This window comes from Salmonella sp. A1325, assembly GCF_056991255.1.
The window spans coordinates 85,282-104,146 of sequence record NZ_JAMLWO010000008.1 but is presented as its reverse complement, the minus strand read 5'-3'; the positions used below and the strand labels follow the sequence as shown (position 1 = coordinate 104,146).

At 48.3% G+C, this 18,865-nt stretch carries 15 protein-coding genes and 5 pseudogenes; 11 read left to right on the top strand and 9 right to left on the bottom strand.

The annotated features are described in order from the left end of the window. Window positions 1-95: 95 nt before the first annotated feature. A complete protein-coding gene (gene xseA / locus NAZ64_RS16145; protein ID WP_000953169.1) occupies window positions 96-1,445 on the bottom strand; it encodes an exodeoxyribonuclease VII large subunit in 1,350 nt (449 codons plus the stop codon). A gap of 160 nt (window positions 1,446-1,605) precedes the next feature. Here xseA and guaB point away from each other — a divergent pair, with 160 nt between their 5' ends. The 5 genes from guaB (at window position 1,606) to NAZ64_RS16120 (ending at window position 9,100) form a co-directional block, all read left to right on the top strand. Then, a complete protein-coding gene (gene guaB, locus NAZ64_RS16140; RefSeq protein WP_000944174.1) occupies window positions 1,606-3,072 on the top strand; it encodes an IMP dehydrogenase in 1,467 nt (488 codons plus the stop codon). Between the two features lie 69 nt (window positions 3,073-3,141). Beyond that, window positions 3,142-4,719, top strand: coding sequence for a glutamine-hydrolyzing GMP synthase (gene guaA / locus NAZ64_RS16135; RefSeq protein WP_000138293.1), 1,578 nt, complete (start codon window positions 3,142-3,144; stop codon window positions 4,717-4,719). Between the two features lie 213 nt (window positions 4,720-4,932). Then, complete coding sequence (locus tag NAZ64_RS16130; RefSeq protein ID WP_220569723.1) at window positions 4,933-6,186, top strand: tyrosine-type recombinase/integrase; 1,254 nt, start codon at window positions 4,933-4,935, stop codon at window positions 6,184-6,186. Between the two features lie 539 nt (window positions 6,187-6,725). Next, the gene (locus tag NAZ64_RS16125; protein WP_483640987.1) at window positions 6,726-7,955 is read left to right on the top strand and encodes an ImmA/IrrE family metallo-endopeptidase; all 1,230 of its coding nucleotides are present in this window, start codon (window positions 6,726-6,728) and stop codon (window positions 7,953-7,955) included. 11 nt (window positions 7,956-7,966) lie between these two features. Continuing rightward, window positions 7,967-9,100, top strand: a complete 1,134-nt coding sequence (locus NAZ64_RS16120; RefSeq protein WP_080176969.1) for a beta family protein — start codon at window positions 7,967-7,969, stop codon at window positions 9,098-9,100. Window positions 9,101-9,180: 80 nt separating this feature from the next. On the opposite strand, the pseudogene NAZ64_RS16115 reads toward NAZ64_RS16120, so the two are convergent. Both NAZ64_RS16115 and NAZ64_RS16110 read right to left on the bottom strand, forming a co-directional pair. Continuing rightward, window positions 9,181-9,426 (bottom strand): annotated as a pseudogene (locus tag NAZ64_RS16115) (integrase domain-containing protein); the annotation flags it as partial. A gap of 42 nt (window positions 9,427-9,468) precedes the next feature. Beyond that, a protein-coding gene (locus NAZ64_RS16110; RefSeq protein ID WP_094882049.1) for an IS3 family transposase occupies window positions 9,469-10,568 on the bottom strand; the annotation gives its coding sequence in 2 pieces (ribosomal slippage) (window positions 9,469-10,313 and window positions 10,313-10,568; 1,101 coding nt in all). 157 nt (window positions 10,569-10,725) lie between these two features. On the opposite strand from NAZ64_RS16110, the gene NAZ64_RS16105 reads away from it, so the two are divergent. The 3 genes and pseudogenes from NAZ64_RS16105 to NAZ64_RS16095 form a co-directional block, all read left to right on the top strand. Beyond that, on the top strand, window positions 10,726-10,959 hold the full coding sequence (locus NAZ64_RS16105) for a type II toxin-antitoxin system Phd/YefM family antitoxin (protein ID WP_000862030.1): 234 nt from the start codon (window positions 10,726-10,728) through the stop codon (window positions 10,957-10,959). 195 nt (window positions 10,960-11,154) lie between these two features. Beyond that, window positions 11,155-11,322, top strand: a pseudogene (locus NAZ64_RS16100) (type II toxin-antitoxin system RelE/ParE family toxin); the annotation flags it as partial. Window positions 11,323-11,648: 326 nt separating this feature from the next. After that, window positions 11,649-11,975: pseudogene (locus NAZ64_RS16095) on the top strand (DDE-type integrase/transposase/recombinase); the annotation flags it as partial. A gap of 80 nt (window positions 11,976-12,055) precedes the next feature. On the opposite strand, the gene NAZ64_RS16090 reads toward NAZ64_RS16095, so the two are convergent. Both NAZ64_RS16090 and NAZ64_RS16085 read right to left on the bottom strand, forming a co-directional pair. Next, on the bottom strand, window positions 12,056-12,385 hold the full coding sequence (locus NAZ64_RS16090) for a DUF1493 family protein (protein ID WP_220569725.1): 330 nt from the start codon (window positions 12,383-12,385) through the stop codon (window positions 12,056-12,058). Continuing rightward, window positions 12,370-12,592, bottom strand: a pseudogene (locus NAZ64_RS16085) (STM2901 family protein); the annotation flags it as partial. The gene NAZ64_RS16090 and the pseudogene NAZ64_RS16085, both read right to left, overlap by 16 nt. A gap of 267 nt (window positions 12,593-12,859) precedes the next feature. Here NAZ64_RS16085 and NAZ64_RS16080 point away from each other — a divergent pair. Beyond that, window positions 12,860-13,003: pseudogene (locus tag NAZ64_RS16080) on the top strand (hypothetical protein); the annotation flags it as partial. 166 nt (window positions 13,004-13,169) lie between these two features. On the opposite strand, the gene NAZ64_RS16075 reads toward NAZ64_RS16080, so the two are convergent. The 3 genes from NAZ64_RS16075 to NAZ64_RS16065 all read right to left on the bottom strand — a co-directional run bounded on the left by NAZ64_RS16075 (window position 13,170) and on the right by NAZ64_RS16065 (window position 14,660). Continuing rightward, window positions 13,170-13,709, bottom strand: a complete 540-nt coding sequence (locus NAZ64_RS16075; RefSeq protein ID WP_001645527.1) for a DUF5384 family protein — start codon at window positions 13,707-13,709, stop codon at window positions 13,170-13,172. A 15-nt stretch (window positions 13,710-13,724) separates the two neighbouring features. Continuing rightward, window positions 13,725-14,243 carry a glycine zipper 2TM domain-containing protein gene (locus NAZ64_RS16070; protein ID WP_023212327.1) on the bottom strand — a complete coding sequence of 173 codons (519 nt, stop codon included), beginning with the start codon at window positions 14,241-14,243 and terminating at the stop codon, window positions 13,725-13,727. Window positions 14,244-14,468: 225 nt separating this feature from the next. Further along, a complete protein-coding gene (locus NAZ64_RS16065; protein ID WP_000075924.1) occupies window positions 14,469-14,660 on the bottom strand; it encodes a YfgG family protein in 192 nt (63 codons plus the stop codon). Between the two features lie 178 nt (window positions 14,661-14,838). Between NAZ64_RS16065 and NAZ64_RS16060 the strand changes: the two genes are divergently transcribed. Further along, window positions 14,839-14,976: a hypothetical protein gene (locus tag NAZ64_RS16060; protein ID WP_001581698.1), complete on the top strand. Its 138-nt coding sequence runs from the start codon at window positions 14,839-14,841 to the stop codon at window positions 14,974-14,976. A gap of 96 nt (window positions 14,977-15,072) precedes the next feature. Next, window positions 15,073-17,286, top strand: coding sequence for a bifunctional diguanylate cyclase/phosphodiesterase (locus NAZ64_RS16055; RefSeq protein WP_079841118.1), 2,214 nt, complete (start codon window positions 15,073-15,075; stop codon window positions 17,284-17,286). A 35-nt stretch (window positions 17,287-17,321) separates the two neighbouring features. Here the strand turns inward: NAZ64_RS16055 and ppx are convergent, their stop codons facing one another. Then, window positions 17,322-18,863, bottom strand: a complete 1,542-nt coding sequence (gene ppx / locus NAZ64_RS16050; RefSeq protein ID WP_001123335.1) for an exopolyphosphatase — start codon at window positions 18,861-18,863, stop codon at window positions 17,322-17,324. Window positions 18,864-18,865 lie beyond the last annotated feature (2 nt).

Genomic DNA, 18,865 nt, shown 5'->3' with positions numbered 1-18,865 from the left:
AGATTATGGCTACACCTTATCCAATGTGGCGCGTAGGTTGGCTGAGGCGAAGTCGAACCCCAACATCGCGCTGCAAAGGGTGGGGGAATGTTGGATTACGTGCCCGGCGTGACGGATTTGACTTCACTTTCAAGCCAGCCGTCCTCCAGTCTCGTGGTCATGATATCGCCTGCTTTGACCTGTTTGATCTTTTTCAGCACTTTGCCGTCCGTTGTCGTCGAAACCGTATAGCCGCGCGCCAGCGTGGCTAACGGGCTGACCGCCTCCAGATGCGTGACCGCGTTGCCAAAGCGTTCGCGCTGTTCGCTTAACCGTGAGCGGATATTCTCCGTCAGACGATATTCCAGCTGTTGGATGCGCGACTGCGCGCGGTGAATTCGCGGCTGCGGATTTTGCTGGCTCAGGCGTTGACTTACGCGCTGTTGGCGCTGAGTGGCCTGCTTAATTCTGGCCTCAAGCGCAAATCCCATCCGTTGGCGTAAACGTTCCAGCGCGGTTTGCTGGCGGGCCAGACGCAGTTGCGGATGTTGCTGTTGCAGACGGTGAAAAATCTGCGTGAAACGACGGCTGCGGTTGGCGAGGTAGTAGTCCATCGCCATGCCCAGACGCTGCTGGGCGGACTGGATCTGACGCAACAACTCCTGCTGGTTGCGGCTGACAATTTCTGCCGCTGCTGATGGCGTCGGCGCGCGCAGGTCGGCGACAAAATCAGCTATCGTGACGTCCGTTTCGTGACCGACGGCACTGACCACCGGAATGCGGCTGGCAAAAATCGCCCGCGCCACGCGTTCGTCGTTAAAACTCCACAAATCTTCCAGCGAACCGCCGCCGCGCCCGACGATCAGTACATCACACTCGCCCCGCGCGTTCGCCAGTTCGATAGCACGAACGATCTGCCCCGGCGCGTCGTCGCCCTGGACTGCAGTCGGGTAGATAATAACGGGCAGGGATGGGTCACGACGCTTCAGCACATGGAGAATATCGTGCAACGCTGCGCCGGTTTTCGAGGTGATCACCCCCACGCAGTGGGCCGGGGAGGGCAGCGGTTGTTTATGCTGCTGATCGAACAAGCCTTCGGCCTGGAGTTTGGCTTTTAGCTGCTCATATTTCTGCTGCAACAAGCCTTCGCCCGCTGGCTGCATACTTTCGGCGATGATTTGATAATCGCCGCGCGGCTCGTACAGCGTAATGTTGGCGCGTACCAGCACCTGTTGCCCGTGCTGCGGACGGAACGTCACCCGGCGATTGCTGTTACGGAACATCGCACAGCGCACCTGAGCGGTATCGTCTTTGAGCGTAAAGTACCAGTGGCCTGACGCAGGTTGCGTGAAATTAGAAATCTCGCCGCTGATCCATACCTGTCCCATCTCCTGTTCTAACAGCAGACGAACCGTCTGGTTAAGGCGGCTTACGGTAAAAATTGAGGAAGTTTGAGAGGATAACATGTGAGCGGGATCAAATTCTAAATCAGCAGGTTATTCAATCGATAGTAACCTGCTCACGGGGGATCGCAAGCACTATTTGCAAAAAAATGTAGATGCAACCGATTACGTTCTGTATAATGCCGCGGCAATATTTATTAACCTCCCAGGTGAGATATTGCCCATGCTACGTATCGCTAAAGAAGCCCTGACGTTTGACGACGTCCTCCTTGTTCCCGCTCACTCCACCGTTCTGCCGAATACTGCCGACCTTAGCACGCAGTTGACGAAAACCATTCGTCTGAATATTCCTATGCTTTCTGCGGCGATGGACACCGTGACGGAAGCGCGCCTGGCAATTGCCCTGGCTCAGGAAGGCGGCATTGGTTTTATCCACAAAAACATGTCCATCGAGCGCCAGGCGGAAGAAGTTCGCCGCGTGAAGAAACACGAGTCCGGCGTAGTGACCGACCCGCAGACCGTCCTGCCAACCACCACGTTGCATGAAGTGAAAGCCCTGACCGAGCGTAATGGCTTCGCGGGCTATCCGGTGGTGACTGAAGATAACGAGCTGGTGGGTATCATCACCGGTCGTGACGTGCGTTTTGTGACTGACCTGAACCAGCCGGTGAGTGTCTACATGACGCCGAAAGAGCGTCTGGTGACCGTTCGTGAAGGCGAAGCCCGTGAAGTCGTGCTGGCAAAAATGCACGAAAAACGCGTAGAAAAAGCGCTGGTCGTTGATGATAACTTCCATCTGCTTGGCATGATTACCGTAAAAGATTTCCAGAAAGCGGAACGTAAACCAAACTCCTGTAAAGATGAGCAGGGCCGTTTACGTGTCGGCGCGGCGGTCGGCGCAGGCGCGGGCAACGAAGAGCGCGTTGACGCGCTGGTGGCGGCAGGCGTTGACGTACTGCTGATCGACTCCTCTCACGGTCATTCAGAAGGCGTGTTGCAACGTATCCGTGAAACCCGTGCTAAATATCCTGATCTGCAAATCATCGGCGGCAACGTCGCGACGGGCGCAGGCGCTCGCGCACTGGCGGAAGCCGGTTGCAGCGCGGTGAAAGTGGGTATCGGCCCGGGTTCCATCTGTACCACTCGTATCGTGACTGGCGTGGGCGTTCCGCAAATCACCGCTGTTTCTGACGCAGTTGAAGCGCTGGAAGGCACCGGGATTCCGGTTATCGCTGACGGCGGTATCCGTTTCTCCGGCGATATCGCCAAAGCCATCGCCGCAGGCGCGAGCGCTGTCATGGTGGGCTCTATGCTGGCCGGTACCGAAGAATCCCCGGGCGAAATCGAACTCTACCAGGGCCGTTCGTACAAATCCTACCGCGGTATGGGTTCTCTGGGCGCGATGTCCAAAGGTTCCTCCGACCGTTACTTCCAGAGCGACAACGCCGCCGACAAACTGGTGCCGGAAGGTATCGAAGGCCGCGTAGCCTATAAAGGTCGCCTGAAAGAGATCATTCACCAGCAGATGGGCGGCCTGCGCTCCTGTATGGGGCTGACCGGTTGTGCTACCATCGACGAACTGCGTACTAAAGCGGAGTTTGTGCGTATCAGCGGTGCGGGTATCCAGGAAAGCCACGTTCACGACGTGACCATCACCAAAGAGTCCCCGAACTACCGTCTGGGCTCCTGATTTTCTTCGCCCGACCTTCGTGTCGGGCGATTTATTTAATCTGTTTCACTTGCCTCGGAATAAGCGTCAATGACGGAAAACATTCATAAGCATCGCATCCTCATTCTGGACTTCGGTTCTCAGTACACTCAACTGGTTGCACGCCGCGTTCGTGAGTTGGGCGTTTACTGCGAACTATGGGCGTGGGATGTGACAGAAGCACAAATTCGTGACTTCAACCCAAGCGGCATTATTCTTTCCGGCGGCCCGGAAAGCACCACCGAAGAAAACAGCCCGCGCGCGCCGCAGTATGTCTTTGAAGCAGGCGTGCCGGTATTTGGCGTCTGCTACGGGATGCAAACCATGGCGATGCAGCTTGGTGGTCATGTAGAAGGTTCTAATGAGCGTGAATTTGGTTACGCGCAGGTCGAAGTATTGACCGACAGCGCGCTGGTTCGCGGTATTGAAGATTCCCTGACCGCCGACGGCAAACCGCTGCTGGACGTGTGGATGAGCCACGGCGATAAAGTGACGGCGATTCCGTCCGACTTCGTGACCGTCGCCAGCACCGAAAGCTGCCCGTTCGCCATTATGGCCAACGAAGAAAAACGCTTCTACGGCGTACAGTTCCACCCGGAAGTGACCCATACCCGCCAGGGTATGCGTATGCTGGAGCGTTTTGTACGCGATATCTGCCAGTGTGAAGCCCTGTGGACGCCGGCGAAGATCATCGACGACGCCGTGGCGCGCATTCGCGAGCAGGTGGGCGACGACAAAGTAATCCTCGGTCTCTCCGGCGGCGTGGATTCCTCCGTAACCGCAATGCTGCTGCACCGCGCGATCGGTAAAAATCTGACCTGTGTTTTCGTCGACAACGGCCTGTTACGCCTCAACGAAGCCGAGCAGGTGATGGACATGTTTGGCGACCATTTTGGTCTGAACATTGTTCACGTACCGGCAGAAGATCGCTTCCTGTCAGCGCTGGCTGGCGAAAACGATCCAGAAGCCAAGCGTAAGATCATCGGTCGCGTTTTTGTGGAAGTGTTCGACGAAGAAGCGCTGAAACTGGAAGACGTGAAATGGCTGGCGCAGGGCACCATCTACCCTGACGTTATCGAATCTGCGGCGTCTGCAACCGGTAAAGCGCACGTCATCAAATCTCACCACAATGTCGGCGGCCTGCCGAAAGAGATGAAGATGGGGCTGGTTGAACCGCTGAAAGAGCTGTTCAAAGACGAAGTACGTAAGATTGGTCTGGAGCTGGGCTTGCCGTACGACATGCTGTACCGTCATCCGTTCCCTGGTCCGGGCCTCGGCGTACGCGTACTGGGCGAAGTGAAGAAAGAGTACTGCGACCTGCTGCGCCGTGCTGACGCCATCTTCATTGAAGAACTGCGTAAGGCGGATCTGTACGACAAAGTCAGTCAGGCGTTTACCGTCTTCCTGCCGGTCCGTTCCGTAGGCGTCATGGGCGATGGTCGTAAGTACGATTGGGTGGTCTCTCTGCGTGCTGTCGAAACCATCGACTTTATGACCGCACACTGGGCACATCTGCCGTATGACTTCCTGGGTCGTGTTTCCAACCGCATTATCAATGAAGTCAACGGGATTTCCCGTGTGGTGTATGACATTAGCGGTAAACCACCGGCTACCATTGAGTGGGAATAAGCCGATAACCCTTCCTGTGTTTTCATGAACAGGTAAAAGGAAATTTAACCCTCTGTTTTTGCAGAGGGTTTTTATTTATGTGCATAGATGAGTTTTCTGTGTAGCGCACAGCTCCTGACGGTAAATTTGACGTAATCGTCGAAAAAGTAGACAGTCCTCATTAGTCAATACGTACAGTAATTAGTCAATTCTGACGGTATTTCCGGAGGGCGTATGCTTACCGATATCCAGCTTAAAAGACTTAAACCGCAGGAAAAAATCTACAAAGTTACCGATCGTGATGGGCTCTATGTAGCCGTATCGCCCACCGGAACTCACTCATTTCGTTACGATTATCGGATTAATGGCCGTCGTGAAACCCTGACCATTGGACAGTATGGCGCTGACGGTATTTCACTGGCTGGAGCGCGTGAACAACTCATTGCCGCCAAAAAGCTGATCAAGTCAGGCGTGTCGCCTGCTGTGAAGAAACGTGACGATAAAAATCAGATCAGAAATGCGGAAACTTTCGCAAATTTTACCGTCAGCTATATGAAGCGTGCCTCCCTTGCGGACAGCACGAGATCGATGAAGCAGGCCGTTATTGACCGGGACATCATTCCTTTTCTGGGTAACAAGCAAATGGCGGAGATTACGCCGTCAATGGTTCGAACCCTATGCGATCGCATCGTGGATCGTGGCGGTAATGCCACGGCGGTACAGGCGCGTGAGATTATCAGTAGCGTTTATACATACGCGAAAAACCGGGGGCATGACTTTAAGAATCCCGCTCAGGATATCAAGGCCAGCTCGATAGCCACATTTTTTCCTCGTGACAGAACCCTTTCTCTGCCGGAAATTTCTATCTTCTTTAATACGCTGGATACCGTCGCTGGTATGCCCACGCTCAAACTGGCCCTGAAACTGATTTTTCTTACGTTGGTGCGTAAAAGTGAATTTACTCAGGCGACCTGGAATGAAGTGAATTTCAGCACTAATGAATGGACCATACCCAAAGGCCGTATGAAAGGGGGACGACCTCATGTCGTCTATCTTTCCCGTCAGGCTTGCGATCTACTGGTGGCACTGCAAATGTGTGCTGGAGGAAGTCCTTACTTACTTGCCGGGCGCTACAGTATCAACAAACCACTGTCTAATGCAGCTCTCAACGGTGTTATCACCACGACAGTAAAAGTTGCACAGTCGCAGGGGAAGTCGCTGGATCATTTTACCGTCCATGACATGCGACGAACCGCCAGCACTTTATTGCATGAGGCTGGGTATCCATCAGACTGGATAGAGAAATGCCTCGCGCATGAGCAAAAAGGGGTGAGGGCAATTTACAACAAAGCGAAATACGCACAGCAGTGTGCTTACATGTTGCAGCAGTGGGCGGATATGGTTGATGGGTGGAGCGCCGGGACGCTGGTGAGGCTTACACCGTTTTCGCCGAGTAAGTATGAGGAGTGGCTAAGTTTGGGAAGGTAATATTTTGGTTAAGCATTTTTTCAGTTCGGTGAACGAAACTATTTTTATCATTTTGATTTTTATGGCTTTGTTAATAGATAAGCATTCTTCACTTGGATTCGTGGAGAACAGTTTTGAGCTCAATTAGTTCATATATTTTACGATAAAATATTGAATTTGAGACTTAATGACCACATTTGTAGTGTTACTATCCCTGATGCTATTAAGTTCTACATTTGGGAATTTCATTGACAGATGCTTAGACTGAAACTACCATAGTTCCCAAATGGAGAACCTGAAATGCGACTGCTCGGAAAACCTCGGCTTAAGGCCATAGACAGTACTGATAAGGATATCTGTGTGTGGATTTCAGCATGGGTTACGGAACTTTGTAATGCTAACTGGCGAGATGAAGAATCATTGTTCGACGCTTTTCCGAAAGCCGTGTCATCAGATGGAGTTTTGTATACTTTTTCGGTCTGCGGAAAAGACTCCTTGCTCATAAAAATAGCAGTTCATTTCGATAGGGGTATAGCAGTGATCAATGAAGTGGTATATAAATGAACACCTTCCAAAGTCCGAGAGTCATTAGAACTGAGGAACAATACCATCAGTACCTTTCTGAAGTGGAGAGGTTGCTATCCTTAGACTTGGCTCCTGGTTCTGAAGAATCGGAACGACTTGAGTTATTAACAGTTCTCATCGAAGATTATGAGAATTCAAATTATGCAATCACACCAGTTAACCCTTTAGACGCCATCAAATTTCGAATGGAGGAAAAGGGGCTACGTCAGGTTGATCTGGCACCTTATTTTGGGACGAAAAGTCGAGTATCTGAAGTGCTTTCGGGAAAGCGTCCATTGACCGTTGCGATGATTAAAGCCCTCTCTGTAGGATTAGGTATAGCTCCTCAAACATTGTTAGGTTTGGAGACAGAGGCTGAATATACCGTAAATACTACAGAGAATGAAGTAAATTGGTCTAAGTTCCCAATTAAGGAAATGATTTCACGTGGTTGGATCGATAGTGTTATTTCTAAAGGTAAGAAAAGTGCTGAGGAGCAAGTTAAGTCTTTCATTCAACAATTGGGAGGGAATTCGGTTGCTGCATCGTTCAAACGAACTCTCAGTGGAGATGCATACTCTCCGTCAACTCAATATAAATTATATGCTTGGATAGCTCGAGTTATTCAACGATCTCGTGAAAAAGAAAATATTGGTGATTATAAGGATAACTTTATAAACAAAGATTTTTTGAAAGAGTTAGCACAGTTAAGTTGGTCTGAATATGGGCCGCTTTTGGCTGTGGAGTTTTTAGAAAAACATGGGATCTGTGTTGTTATTGAACCAGCGTTGACAGGAACATCTGTTGATGGTGCAGCTTTAAAAGATAATAGTGGGCGGCCTATTATAGCCCTTTCATTAAGATTAGACAGATTAGATAATTTCTGGTTTACACTTCTACATGAAGTTGTCCATATATGGAAGCATGTGGAATCAAATAACACCTTTGTGGATGATCTAGAGAGTCCAAGGGATAGTAAAGATAAAATTGAAGCAGAGGCCAATAGAATAGCTAGAGATACGTTAATACCGCGTGTTGTATGGAAACGTAGTGAAGCATATTTAAATCCGACTTCGGCAAATATTGATAAGTTATCAAGAGAGTTAAAAATTCATCCAGCAATAATCGCTGGGAGGATTCGGCGTGAGTCAGGGAAATATAATCAATTCTCAGATTTGATTGGGCAAGGTGAAGTTAGGAAACATTTTCCTAATCAAAATTGGTAAGAGAGGTCAAAATGTATCCTACATACATGCCAGTGCTTAAAGCGAAAAAAGGTGAGTTTGATACCTTTAAGCAGTTACCTATAAACATTAAAAATGAAATGCTTCCTGTATTTGAGTTGCCTTTATTATCAGAGAAACAAAGAACGAGTAAAAAATATAAGTCGCTTAGTTCTCCAGTGGCAGCTTTTATCGAGAAGTGTGCTGCTGACTTAAGTTGTATAATGGAAGGCAGATTCTTTTCTGTTGATGTTCACCGTTGGCCTTCAAATGCAACTATTGAATCAGGTGAACATGTATTAAGCTATTTTATTGGTTGTCTTAAAAATAAAGGATGCAATGTCATTCCTGTCATCGGATATGACCGCTGGGAGGATGAAGAGTATGCTACTGTCCTTAGACAGATTTCAAAAAATATCAATAAATTTGTAATTAGATTAGATTCTTTTGCGTTTGACGATATGATCGAAGAAGAGCCATTTTTTGATACGATAGATGACGTCCTTGCGTCTATGGATATAGATGTTGAAAATTGCTCTGTACTTCTTGATTTTGATGATGTGACAAAGATGTCTATTCTTGATATACAAGAAAACACACAGCGAGCGATTGATATTTTAGATTCTTATGATTTTAAATTTATATCAATTGCAGGTTGTTCAGTATCAGGTGATATTAATGGGATGGTTCCTGAAATAAATACTGATGGTGTGGTTATCAGAAAGGAATTTAAAGTTTGGAAGACCATAAGAAAATTCAACCCCAATGTTAGATTTATATTTGGTGATTATGGAATAGCAAATCCACAGCTAAGTGATGATTTAATTGCGCCAGATGCCAATGGTAAAATTCGTTATACCATTGAAGATAGCTATTTTGTTGTTAGAGGTTACTCTCGGAGGCAAGGAGATAAAGGAGCCCAAGTGTATGGGTTATGTCGACGTCTGATTAACTCTGGACATTACATGGGGCCTTCTTTTAGTTGGGGAGATTTTAAAATAAATGAATGCGCTCAAGAACAGTTTTTGGGAAACTCCACAAATTGGGTTTCAATTGATACCTCACACCACATGACATACGTGCTTGCAGAGGTCAAAGAATTTGAGAAGCAAATCGTGGAAGAAAAAACAAGAGAGATTTTAATTTAATCCTGTAATAAATTTATTGTTATTGCAATAAATTACAAAATTGTGCTCATCGTTATTACTATAGTTAATAACGATGAGTTTCAAGAGGGAGCATTTTTAATATAAACCTGCTCAATATACCTCCCGCGACCATCCCCATGCCCTAGATCCGTGGATGTTACTGCCAGCGCTTCTTTGTTACTCAGGCCTTGCTCCTCGTAATAGCGGATCGCGTCCTGCGCCCAGACATAGCGCAGGGAGTGAGGGGAGTATTCGCCCGTCAGCCCGGCATTGCGGAGATGGTTGTGTAAATAGACCCGTTTTAGTTCCAGGCATTTTTTGAGATCCCGGCCAAATTGACCCTGGCCCAAATTCAGTACAGTGCTAAATCAGAGATCTTCGTCTTTCCGGAGGCTTCGGATAGATTCAGCCGGAGTCATGTCATTTAATGATGAATGCGTTCTCTCATGATTGTATTCCCTGCACCAGTTGTCGGTTTTTTCCTGCGCATCTTCCAGTGACAGGAACCAGTGAATGTTCAGGCATTTATCCCGCAGACTGCCGCTAAATGATTCAATAAATGGGTTATCTGTCGGCTTTCCGGGGCGTGAGAAGTCCATTGTGACGCTGTGTTCATACGCCCATTTATCCAGACTTTTTGAGATAAACTCGCTGCCGTTATCCGTCTGGATACGTACCGGCAGCCGCTTATCCGGCACCCGCAGTGCCTCCATTATTCTGACCACATCCTCGCCTTTTAACGATTTTCCGGCATGGATCGCCAGGCATTCCCGACTAAAATTATCCACTACAGTCAGCGCCCGAAAACGCCGCCCGTTAAACAGATTATCTGACACAAAATCCATACTCCAGCACTGATCGACATGCGTCAGGACCGGGCGCTGCTGACGGCGTGCTGCACTGACATGTCTGCGGGGGCGTTTTCTGCGCAGGTTCAGGCCTTCCGGACAATAAATCCGGTGGGTTTTCTTGTGGTTAACAGGCCATCCCTCCCGGCGCAACTGAATATGAATACGCGGGCAACCGTAGCGTATCCGGGTTTCCGCTATTTCCCGGATACGCAGGGTTATCGCCCGATCGTCACGCCGGCTCTGCCAGTGGTAAACGGTTCTGCTCTGCATCAGCAACCCGCATCCCCGCCGGACGCTGATACGGTAAGCCTCCCGCAAAAATGTCACCGCCTGGCGCTTCTGAGCCGGCCTCAGAACTTTTGCTTCAGTACCTCCTGCAGCATCTCCTTGTCCAGACTCAGCTCAGCGACCAGCTTCTTCAGCCGCTGATTCTCATCCTCCAGTTGCCGCAGACGCCGCAGTTCGGTCACGCCCGGCCCGGCAAATTTTTTCTTCCAGTTGTAAAATGTGGCCTCAGAAATTCCCATCTTTCTGCAGACTTCCCCGACGCGGGTGCCGGTTTCAGCCTGTTCCAGGGCAAATGCAATCTGTTCTTCGGTATAACGGGTCTTTTTCATGACAATGCGCCTCTCTGTGAGATGGAAGAAAGACCAGAGACTTCAGTTTAGACTGGCACTGTTTACAGGGGGAAGGTCACAGGGGGGCATGAGGCCTTGTTGGTGGTCTGAATATAGTCTATATTAAAACCGAGACATGACCATTAGGCGGACCAACATGAAAGTAGAGACAATCAGCTACGTTAAAAAGAACGCAGCAACGCTTGATCTGTCAGAACCCATCCTGGTCACACAAAATGGTGTGCCTGCTTATGTTATAGAGTCCTATGACCAGCAGCAGGAACGGGAAAACGCCATTGCTTTGCTGAAATTGCTGACCCTGTCAGAGAAAGATAAAGCGGAAGGGCGCGTGTTCTCGAAAGACCAGTTGCTGGATAGCCTTGCGGATTAAATGCAGCGCGCTCAACGTTAAGGGATTTCCATGGAACAGCAGGTAACTTTTGAGTACACACTTACGGTAAAGCACTGCATCGACACAATAGCGGGCTTTCTGAAGCGTGTTGATGTTGAGCCACGCCCGGTTATCGCAGATATTCTCACACAGTTTGAGAGTACCGTAGGCCAGTTTCCCTTGGGCTGCCAGATTTGCCCCGAATTGCTGAAAATTGGCTGCGCCAAATACCGGGAGTTTAACCACGCTGAAGGCTACCGGGTTTTGTATTCAGTAGACGGAACGTTAGTGACCGCGCATGCGATCCTGGCACATCGGCAGGACGTGCAGCAACTGCTGTTTAAGCGTCTGATCATGGCCTGATAACCCTAAATGCGTGTTGTACGGCAATAATACAAATCTAAAGAGCGTGTCTGTAAACCATCATAACAACATGATTAATATCACAAATTTCATCATTTTGACGGTATTTATTACAGTATCGTCTGGAAATGGTTGTCATAAAATTCCGTGATAATAAGATGTTGGATGGTTCCTAAACCATTGAGTGGGAAGCCGATAACCCTTCCTGTGTTTTCATGAACAGGTAAAAGTGAATTTAACCCTCTGTTTTTGCAGAGGGTTTTTATTTATGTGCATAGATGCATTTTCTGTGTAGCGCACAGCTCCTGACGGCAAATTTGACGTAATTACGAACCCACGAAGGTTGGCTGTATCTTGCCGTGGTCGTTGATTTGTTCTCGCGCAAAGTTATCGGTTGGTCAATGCAACCACGAATGACAAAAGATATTGTCCTGAATGCGCTTCTGATGGCTGTGTGGCGACGTCATCCCCAAAAACAGGTGCTGGTTCAGTCTGATCAGGGTAGTCAGTACACCCGCTATGAATGGCAGTCGTTCCTGAAATCGCACGGACTGGAGGGCAGTATGAGCCGTCGTGGCAACTGTCATGACAATGCGGTTGCAGAAAGCTTTTTCCAGCTACTGAAGCGTGAACGGATAAAGAAAAAGATCTACCAACGACTCAGAAGTATCCAGGTTATCCGTGGCGATTCAGCCCAAATAAGGGGGGTATTTAAAATATAATAACTTATTCTTCAACTATATAACCAACGTCCAGCTTTAGCACTTTCAACGAGCATACCAACTGTTAGTGGCTTACACGGATCAGGCTCTTTACTTCCAAAGTACCCTGGATTCAGATAGTTGAGTATGTCAAATCCTTCTGAATCTACATTCCAACGCTTGAAGTACTCTTGTAGAAGTTCTTCACTATCTTCAAAAACGAGTTTTAGATCATCCCTAATACTGGTATCAAGCGTGATGGTTCGCTTTGATCCACAGAGAAAGTACTTTTTAGTGTTATATTCCTGATCGATAAAATCGATAATTTCTTTCTCAATATCTCTCATTAGAAGTACATCCACTGAATGCGATCTTTAGGAACCGCTACACGATTAAATGTATCTTTAATATCACGCTGGATATCATAAATCGTAGTGAATGTCATAACCCAACCGAGCCAGGGTTACATTACGACCAACGAAACGACCTAAATTATTCGTTGAGCTTAGCTGTAATGAGTTGATGGTTTTGCCTGTCAACGTTGGTAATCTGATCCCAGATGGCTCTTTACAAAACAAATTCTGACGTATGGGACTGGTCACCTTATTCTCCTCCCACGATGGTTATCTTCCTGATTTCGCATTGACTCTGGCGGATAGGGCGGAACCGCAGGTGACCTTTGAGTATACGTTTACGGTAAAGCACTGCATCGACACAATAGCGGGTTTCCTGAAGCGCGTTGAGGTTGAGCCGCATCCGGCTATCGCAGAGATACTTACACAGTTTGAGAGTACCGTACGCCAGTGCCCGCTGGGATGCCAGATTTGCCCTGAACTTGTGCCAGCTACCGGGAGTTTAACCACGCTGAAGGCTATCGGATTTTGTATTCGGTCGAGGGAATCTTAGTAACCGCGTATATGATCTTATCACCCAGGCAGGATATCCCGCGGTTGCTCTTTAAGTGTCTGATCATGGCCTGAACCCATTGAGTGGGATTGTCTTTTTGCGTTAACGCTAAAGCTTCTTTTTCTTGCGCGGGCTTTTTTATGTAGGGTGACCCGTCCTGAACTGCGAAAATACTGTGCGACCAGACAGAAACCTCCGCTTACGCAGAGGTTTTTTACTGGTCATAAATGATTAGCGAAATCAGTTAAACCAGCCGCTTGCCTTTTCCTCACGGGCTTTACCTTCGCTTTGCAGCAGATCGCGACCACCTTCAGATAGATTTCTGTTTGCATCAGCATGAGATTGAATAACATCTGTCTGGGCAGCTTTACTTTTCAGCTCTTGATCGATGAATTCATTTTCTCTTTTTACCCGGGCCTCTTCCCTGGCCAGCGCCAGTTTTTGTTTCTGAATTTCTAAACGACGAAGCTCATCTTCGTAGCTTTGATCGCGCGCTTTATCTTGCGCGGCTTCCGCTGCCAATTTTGCTTGCCGTGCTTTCCGTTCAGCTTCTGCCGCTTTTGCTCGCTGCTTAGCAACCGCTGCCGCATTGGCTTGCCTTTGTCTTTCCTGTTGAGCCTCTTGATCTCGTTTGGCTTGCAGAGCATCACGTTGTCTGTTTTCTTCATTTTTTCCTTGCTGTTCAGCCTGGGCTACCGCCGCAAGCTGATCCTGCAAAGAAGAAGATAAAACCGAGCCGCTTAGGGTGAATAAAACAGCGCCGAAAATAACTTTCTTCATAAAATCTCCCGATAGTTAGCTTTTCTCAGGACATTTCGTATTGGGTTGAATTCGCGTTTCGTTATCTTTGGTCGATATCACCATCGCCAGACCGGTGGTAAATTGGCACGTTTTTCCCACCTGGGTGGAGGTATAAACCTTCGTTCCTTCTTTGTAAGTCAAAGATACAGCTTCAACTAACGTTTTATCTTTAACTAATGAACCCGCCGCTGCGCCAACGGCTCCGCCGCCAACCGCGCCGGCAGTAGTACCCAAACCGCTACCTGAACCCATGTTATGACCAGTAACGCCGCCCGCTACAGCCCCAAGAATTGCGCCGAAGGTCTGAGCGGTTTTTTTATTGGCGGTGTTATCTACGGCAACTTTCGCTGGCAAAACAGAGATAATATTGACGGTCTTTGTTTCTTGCTTCGCGTTTAACTGCCCGGTTTGGTAAACATCTGCGGCATAGTCATCCGCATTGGACTGGCATCCGGCAAGAGAAAAAGAGGCAAACAAAACCAGAGGCAAAGCATTTTTTTTAAAATTCATCACAATTCCTTGTTTAGGTAATAACGCAAAAAGGAATGTATTTAAGACTAATCTTAAAAAAAGTAAACTATCGTTTCTTGTAGTTGATTGTTTTTTTAGACTAAAAAACAAAGCATTAGATAGTACGATGCTTTGTTTTTATCGGTTCATGCTAAGCCAGGGAAGGGAAAACAGAGTTCTGGATAACACAGTAAGCCTGTGACGATAATATCGCCAACGGACAACAGCTTAACGTTGTCCCGGCGTGGTGACAGAAAGCGATGATTGTTGCGCTTCTTTTTTATCCTGATGGTGCTGCCAGGCGCCGATAGAAGAGTAGACGAAACGTCCAAAGAAGAAGAGAAAACTGATAAGCAGTACGATACGGGTCATGCGAGTGTTAAATCGATGTCGTTTTCGCATACTGTTGGCCTGACTCACAAAGGGTTCCTTAACGTTGGCCCAGCGGTATGGGCGGGATCAGGCTGGGTTCTTCAAGGGTATTATCAAGGCGAAGAACGTAGCAAGCCTGCGTTCACTCTACATTAAGGCATACTGCGAACCGATGGTCAATTCCTCTTAATGTAAAATTGCGTCAGTTGATTTATCTTATATTGTTATGGAAGATAATTTTAGTATTTACATTAATAATAAATTAATGATAACAAAGAATAAAAAGACGAATAAAGGCTGCAGGAGAAAGGTAATAATTGACTTAAATCAAATGTTACTTTTGTTTAATAATTACAATCGATGACTATCGTGTGATGTATATCGCATCATCAATTTAAAGTCAGGTGGGATGCCTGTCTGTTAACGCCCCTTTGGGATTGGGGGGTTCTGCTGAGCATCTATGAAACTAAATAAAACTTATATAAATATCAGAGATAAATGGTGGGGACTACCGCTCATTCTCCCTTCGATTTTACTACCTGTTTTAAGTAGCGCAAATACTTATGCGCTTACCAGCACTGGAAATGTGGTTCTTTTTTACCTGCCGTTAGCTTTTATGCTTAGTCTGATGCTCTTTTTCGGCTGGGCAGCACTGCCGGGTATTGTGCTTGCTATCTTCTGGCGCAGATACCCGCAGACAGGGCTGTATGAAACCCTTTCTGTGACGATGCACTTTATCATTACTATCGTGCTAAGTTGGGGCGGCTATCGTGTCTTTTCCCCCCGGCGAAATAATGTTTCCCACGGCGACGCCCACCTGTTGTTTCAACGAATGTTCTGGCAGGTATTTTGTTCAGCAACATTATTTCTGGTCATCTACCAGTTTGCCGCTTTTGTTGGCATGTACGAAAGTAAAGCCAGCCTGATGGGGGTAATGCCCTTTAATATCAACACGCTGATTAATTACCAGGCGTTACTGGTCGGTAACCTTATCGGCGTGCCATTGTGCTATTTTATTATTCGTACTCTCCGCAATCCGCTGCACCTGCGCGGGTATTATCAGCAATTAAAGCTACAGATTGATAGCAAGGCCACTAAAAAAGAGATCGTTATTTGGCTGGCCGTATTGACTACACTAATGTTTATACTGTGTATGCCATTGACTGATAATAGTTCAATATTTAGTACCAACTATACGCTTTCGTTATTATTGCCGGTCATGCTGTGGGGCGCGATGCGCTATGGCTATAAGTTTATTTCAATTATCTGGGCCGTCGTGCTAATTACGTCAATTCATTATTATCAGCGTTATATGCCCTGGTATTCAGGTTATGATACGCAATTAGCGATTACCTCTTCGAGCTATCTGGTTTTTTCTTTTATTGTTAATTATATGTCTGTACTGGCCACGCGCCAGCGCGTAGTGAGTGGTCGCGCACGGCGGCTGGCCTATCTTGACCCGGTGGTACATCTTCCCAATTTACGTGCGTTAAACCGCGCGCTCCAAAATGCGCCCTGGTCTACGATCTGTTTTTTACACGTGCCAGGTCTGGAGCTATTGGGTAAAAATTATGGCGTCATGCTACGCATCCAGTATAAGCAAAAGCTCTCTCACTGGATTACGCCGATGTTGGCCTCCAATGAGTGCGTCTACCAGATGTCAGGGCACGACCTGGTGCTGCGTCTTAATACAGAGTCGCATCAGCAGCGTATTGAAGCGCTGGATAAACATATTAAGCAGTTTCGGTTTATCTGGGATGGACTGCCGCTACAGCCGCCTGTCGGCGTGAGCTACTGCTGCGTGCGTTCTCCGGTTAGCCACCTTTATCTTCTGCTGGGCGAATTAAGCACCAGTTCCGATCTTTCGTTGACGACTAACGCGCCGGAGGATTTACAGCGGCGCGGCGCAATGCACCTGCAGCGCGATTTGAAGGGCAGAATTGCGATGATGAATCGCCTGCAACAGGCGTTGGAGCACGATCATTTTTTCCTGATGGCGCAGCCTATTTTCGGTGTACGTGGGGACGTTTACCATGAAATTTTACTGCGACTCAGGGATGACAACGGCGACGTTATCAACCCGGACAATTTTTTACCCGTGGCGCATGAGTTTGGTTTGTCTTCTGCTATCGATCTTTGGGTGATTGAAAACACGCTGCGGTTTATGGCGGCCAGCCGGGAATATATGCCCGCGCATCGTTTTGCCATTAATCTGTCGCCAACATCGGTATGCCGCGCCCGTTTTCCTGCAGAAGTTAAGCAGTTGCTTAAACAATATCAGGTTGAACCCTGGCAACTGGTTTTTGAGGTAACGGAAAGCAACTCTCTCACCAATGCTGAGCAGGCGCAGTTGACGCTGGGACAGCTACAGCAGTTTGGCTGTCAGATAGCGATTGATGATTTCGGTACTGGCTACGCCAGCTATGCGCGGCTGAAAAACGTTGACGCCGATATTCTTAAAATTGACGGCAGTTTTATTCGCAATATAGTGTCAAACAGTCTCGATTATCAGATTGTGGCTTCTATTTGTCATTTAGCGCGAATGAAAAATATGCAGGTCGTCGCGGAGTATGTCGAGAGCGAAGAAATACGAAGCGTCGTGCTCTCGTTGGGGATCGACTATCTTCAGGGATATTTAATTGGCGAGCCGCAGCTATTATCTGAGATTCAGTAAAGGCAGACGCCGCGTCGCGGCGTCTGATCCACAATTTACGCGGCGATCTCCGGCGAGCTTTCTTCCTCAATATTGAGACGCCAGCCAGTTACCGCTTCCCAGTACTGCTGTTCTTTTTCCAGATCAAGCAGTACCAGCGCATTCTGGCTGAACCAGTCATGCGGAAAACATAACGTCCAGTGGCTGTCATCGGTCGTTAGCCGCAGCGTCGGCGGCGTGGTGGTCGCCTGCCGCTGGTTGTTCAGTAATACGCCCAGCCGAAGTAGCTGAATTAACGGCAGATACTGTTTTTTCTTAAACAGCGTAAAGCGGGGCATATCATCCAGTTTTATGGCTTTACGATGGTAACGCACCAGCGTCGCCATCATCATTTGCTGCTCCTGATTAAAGCCGGGCAAATCGCTGTGTTGCAGGATATAAGCTGAATGGCGATGTAAACCGCTGTGATTAATATTCAGTCCAACCTCATGCAGCATTGCCGCCCAACGGAGCAACGCTTCAAGCTGCGGATGCGCCAGTTTTGGCTGCTGGGCCTGCCACTGCTCGTACATCTGCATGGTGGTTTCCAGCACGCGTCTGGCCTGTTCTCTGTCAATGTTGTATTGATTGGCCAGACTTTTTGCGGTACGGCTGCGAACATCCTGATGGCGGAAGCGGCCTTCCATTTCATACAGCACGCCTTCGCGCAACGCGCCGTCGGAAAGGCGAAGCTCGCGGATAGCCAGAGCATCAAAAACGCCGCACAGAATTGCCAGGCCCGGCACAAAGACCGTTTTGCGTTCTTCAGACAGACCCGGCAGGCTGAGCGCATTAAAGGAGCGGTGCTTCAACACTTCTGACTTCAGTTTATCAAGGCGCTCCGGCGTAATGAAGCCATCTTTCTCACCCAGCGCCAGGAGAACTTCATGAGCGGCCTTAATCGTACCGGAAGCGCCCATCGCTACGTTCCAACCCTGAATACGATACTGCCAGGTTAAGGTTTCCAGTTTTTGCGCCGCCGCCATTCGAGCGCGCTGGAAGTTTTCTTTATTGATAACGCCGCCGGGAAAGTAGAGCTGCGCGAAGCTCACGCAGCCCATACGACGGCTTTCAACCAGCCTGGGTTCGAAGTTTTCGCCAATGACCAGCTCTGTTGACCCGCCGCCGATATCGATCACCAGCTTGCGGCCTTTTTCCGGCTGCGTATGTTCTACGCCCATAAAAATCAGGCGCGCTTCTTCGTTACCGGAAATAATCTCTATCGGGTAGGGAATAACCTTTTCCGCGCGTTTGAGAAAATCAGCGGCATTTTGCGCCTGACGTAACGTATGGGTGCCTACGATACAGACGCTGGAAGGGGAGAAACCTTGTAAGCGTTCAGCAAACAACGACAGACAGCTAAGCCCTCGTTCCATGGCTTCTTCGCTGAGTTTGTTATCCGCGCCCAGCCCGTCCGCCAGATGGACGCGCTGTTTTAAGCGCCCGATAATCTGCATTGCGCCGTCAACCACGCGGGCAATGACCATATGAAAGCTGTTTGAGCCGAGATCGACCGCAGCGAACTCCTGCGGGCGAGGGGATTTATCGTAAATTGGCATAG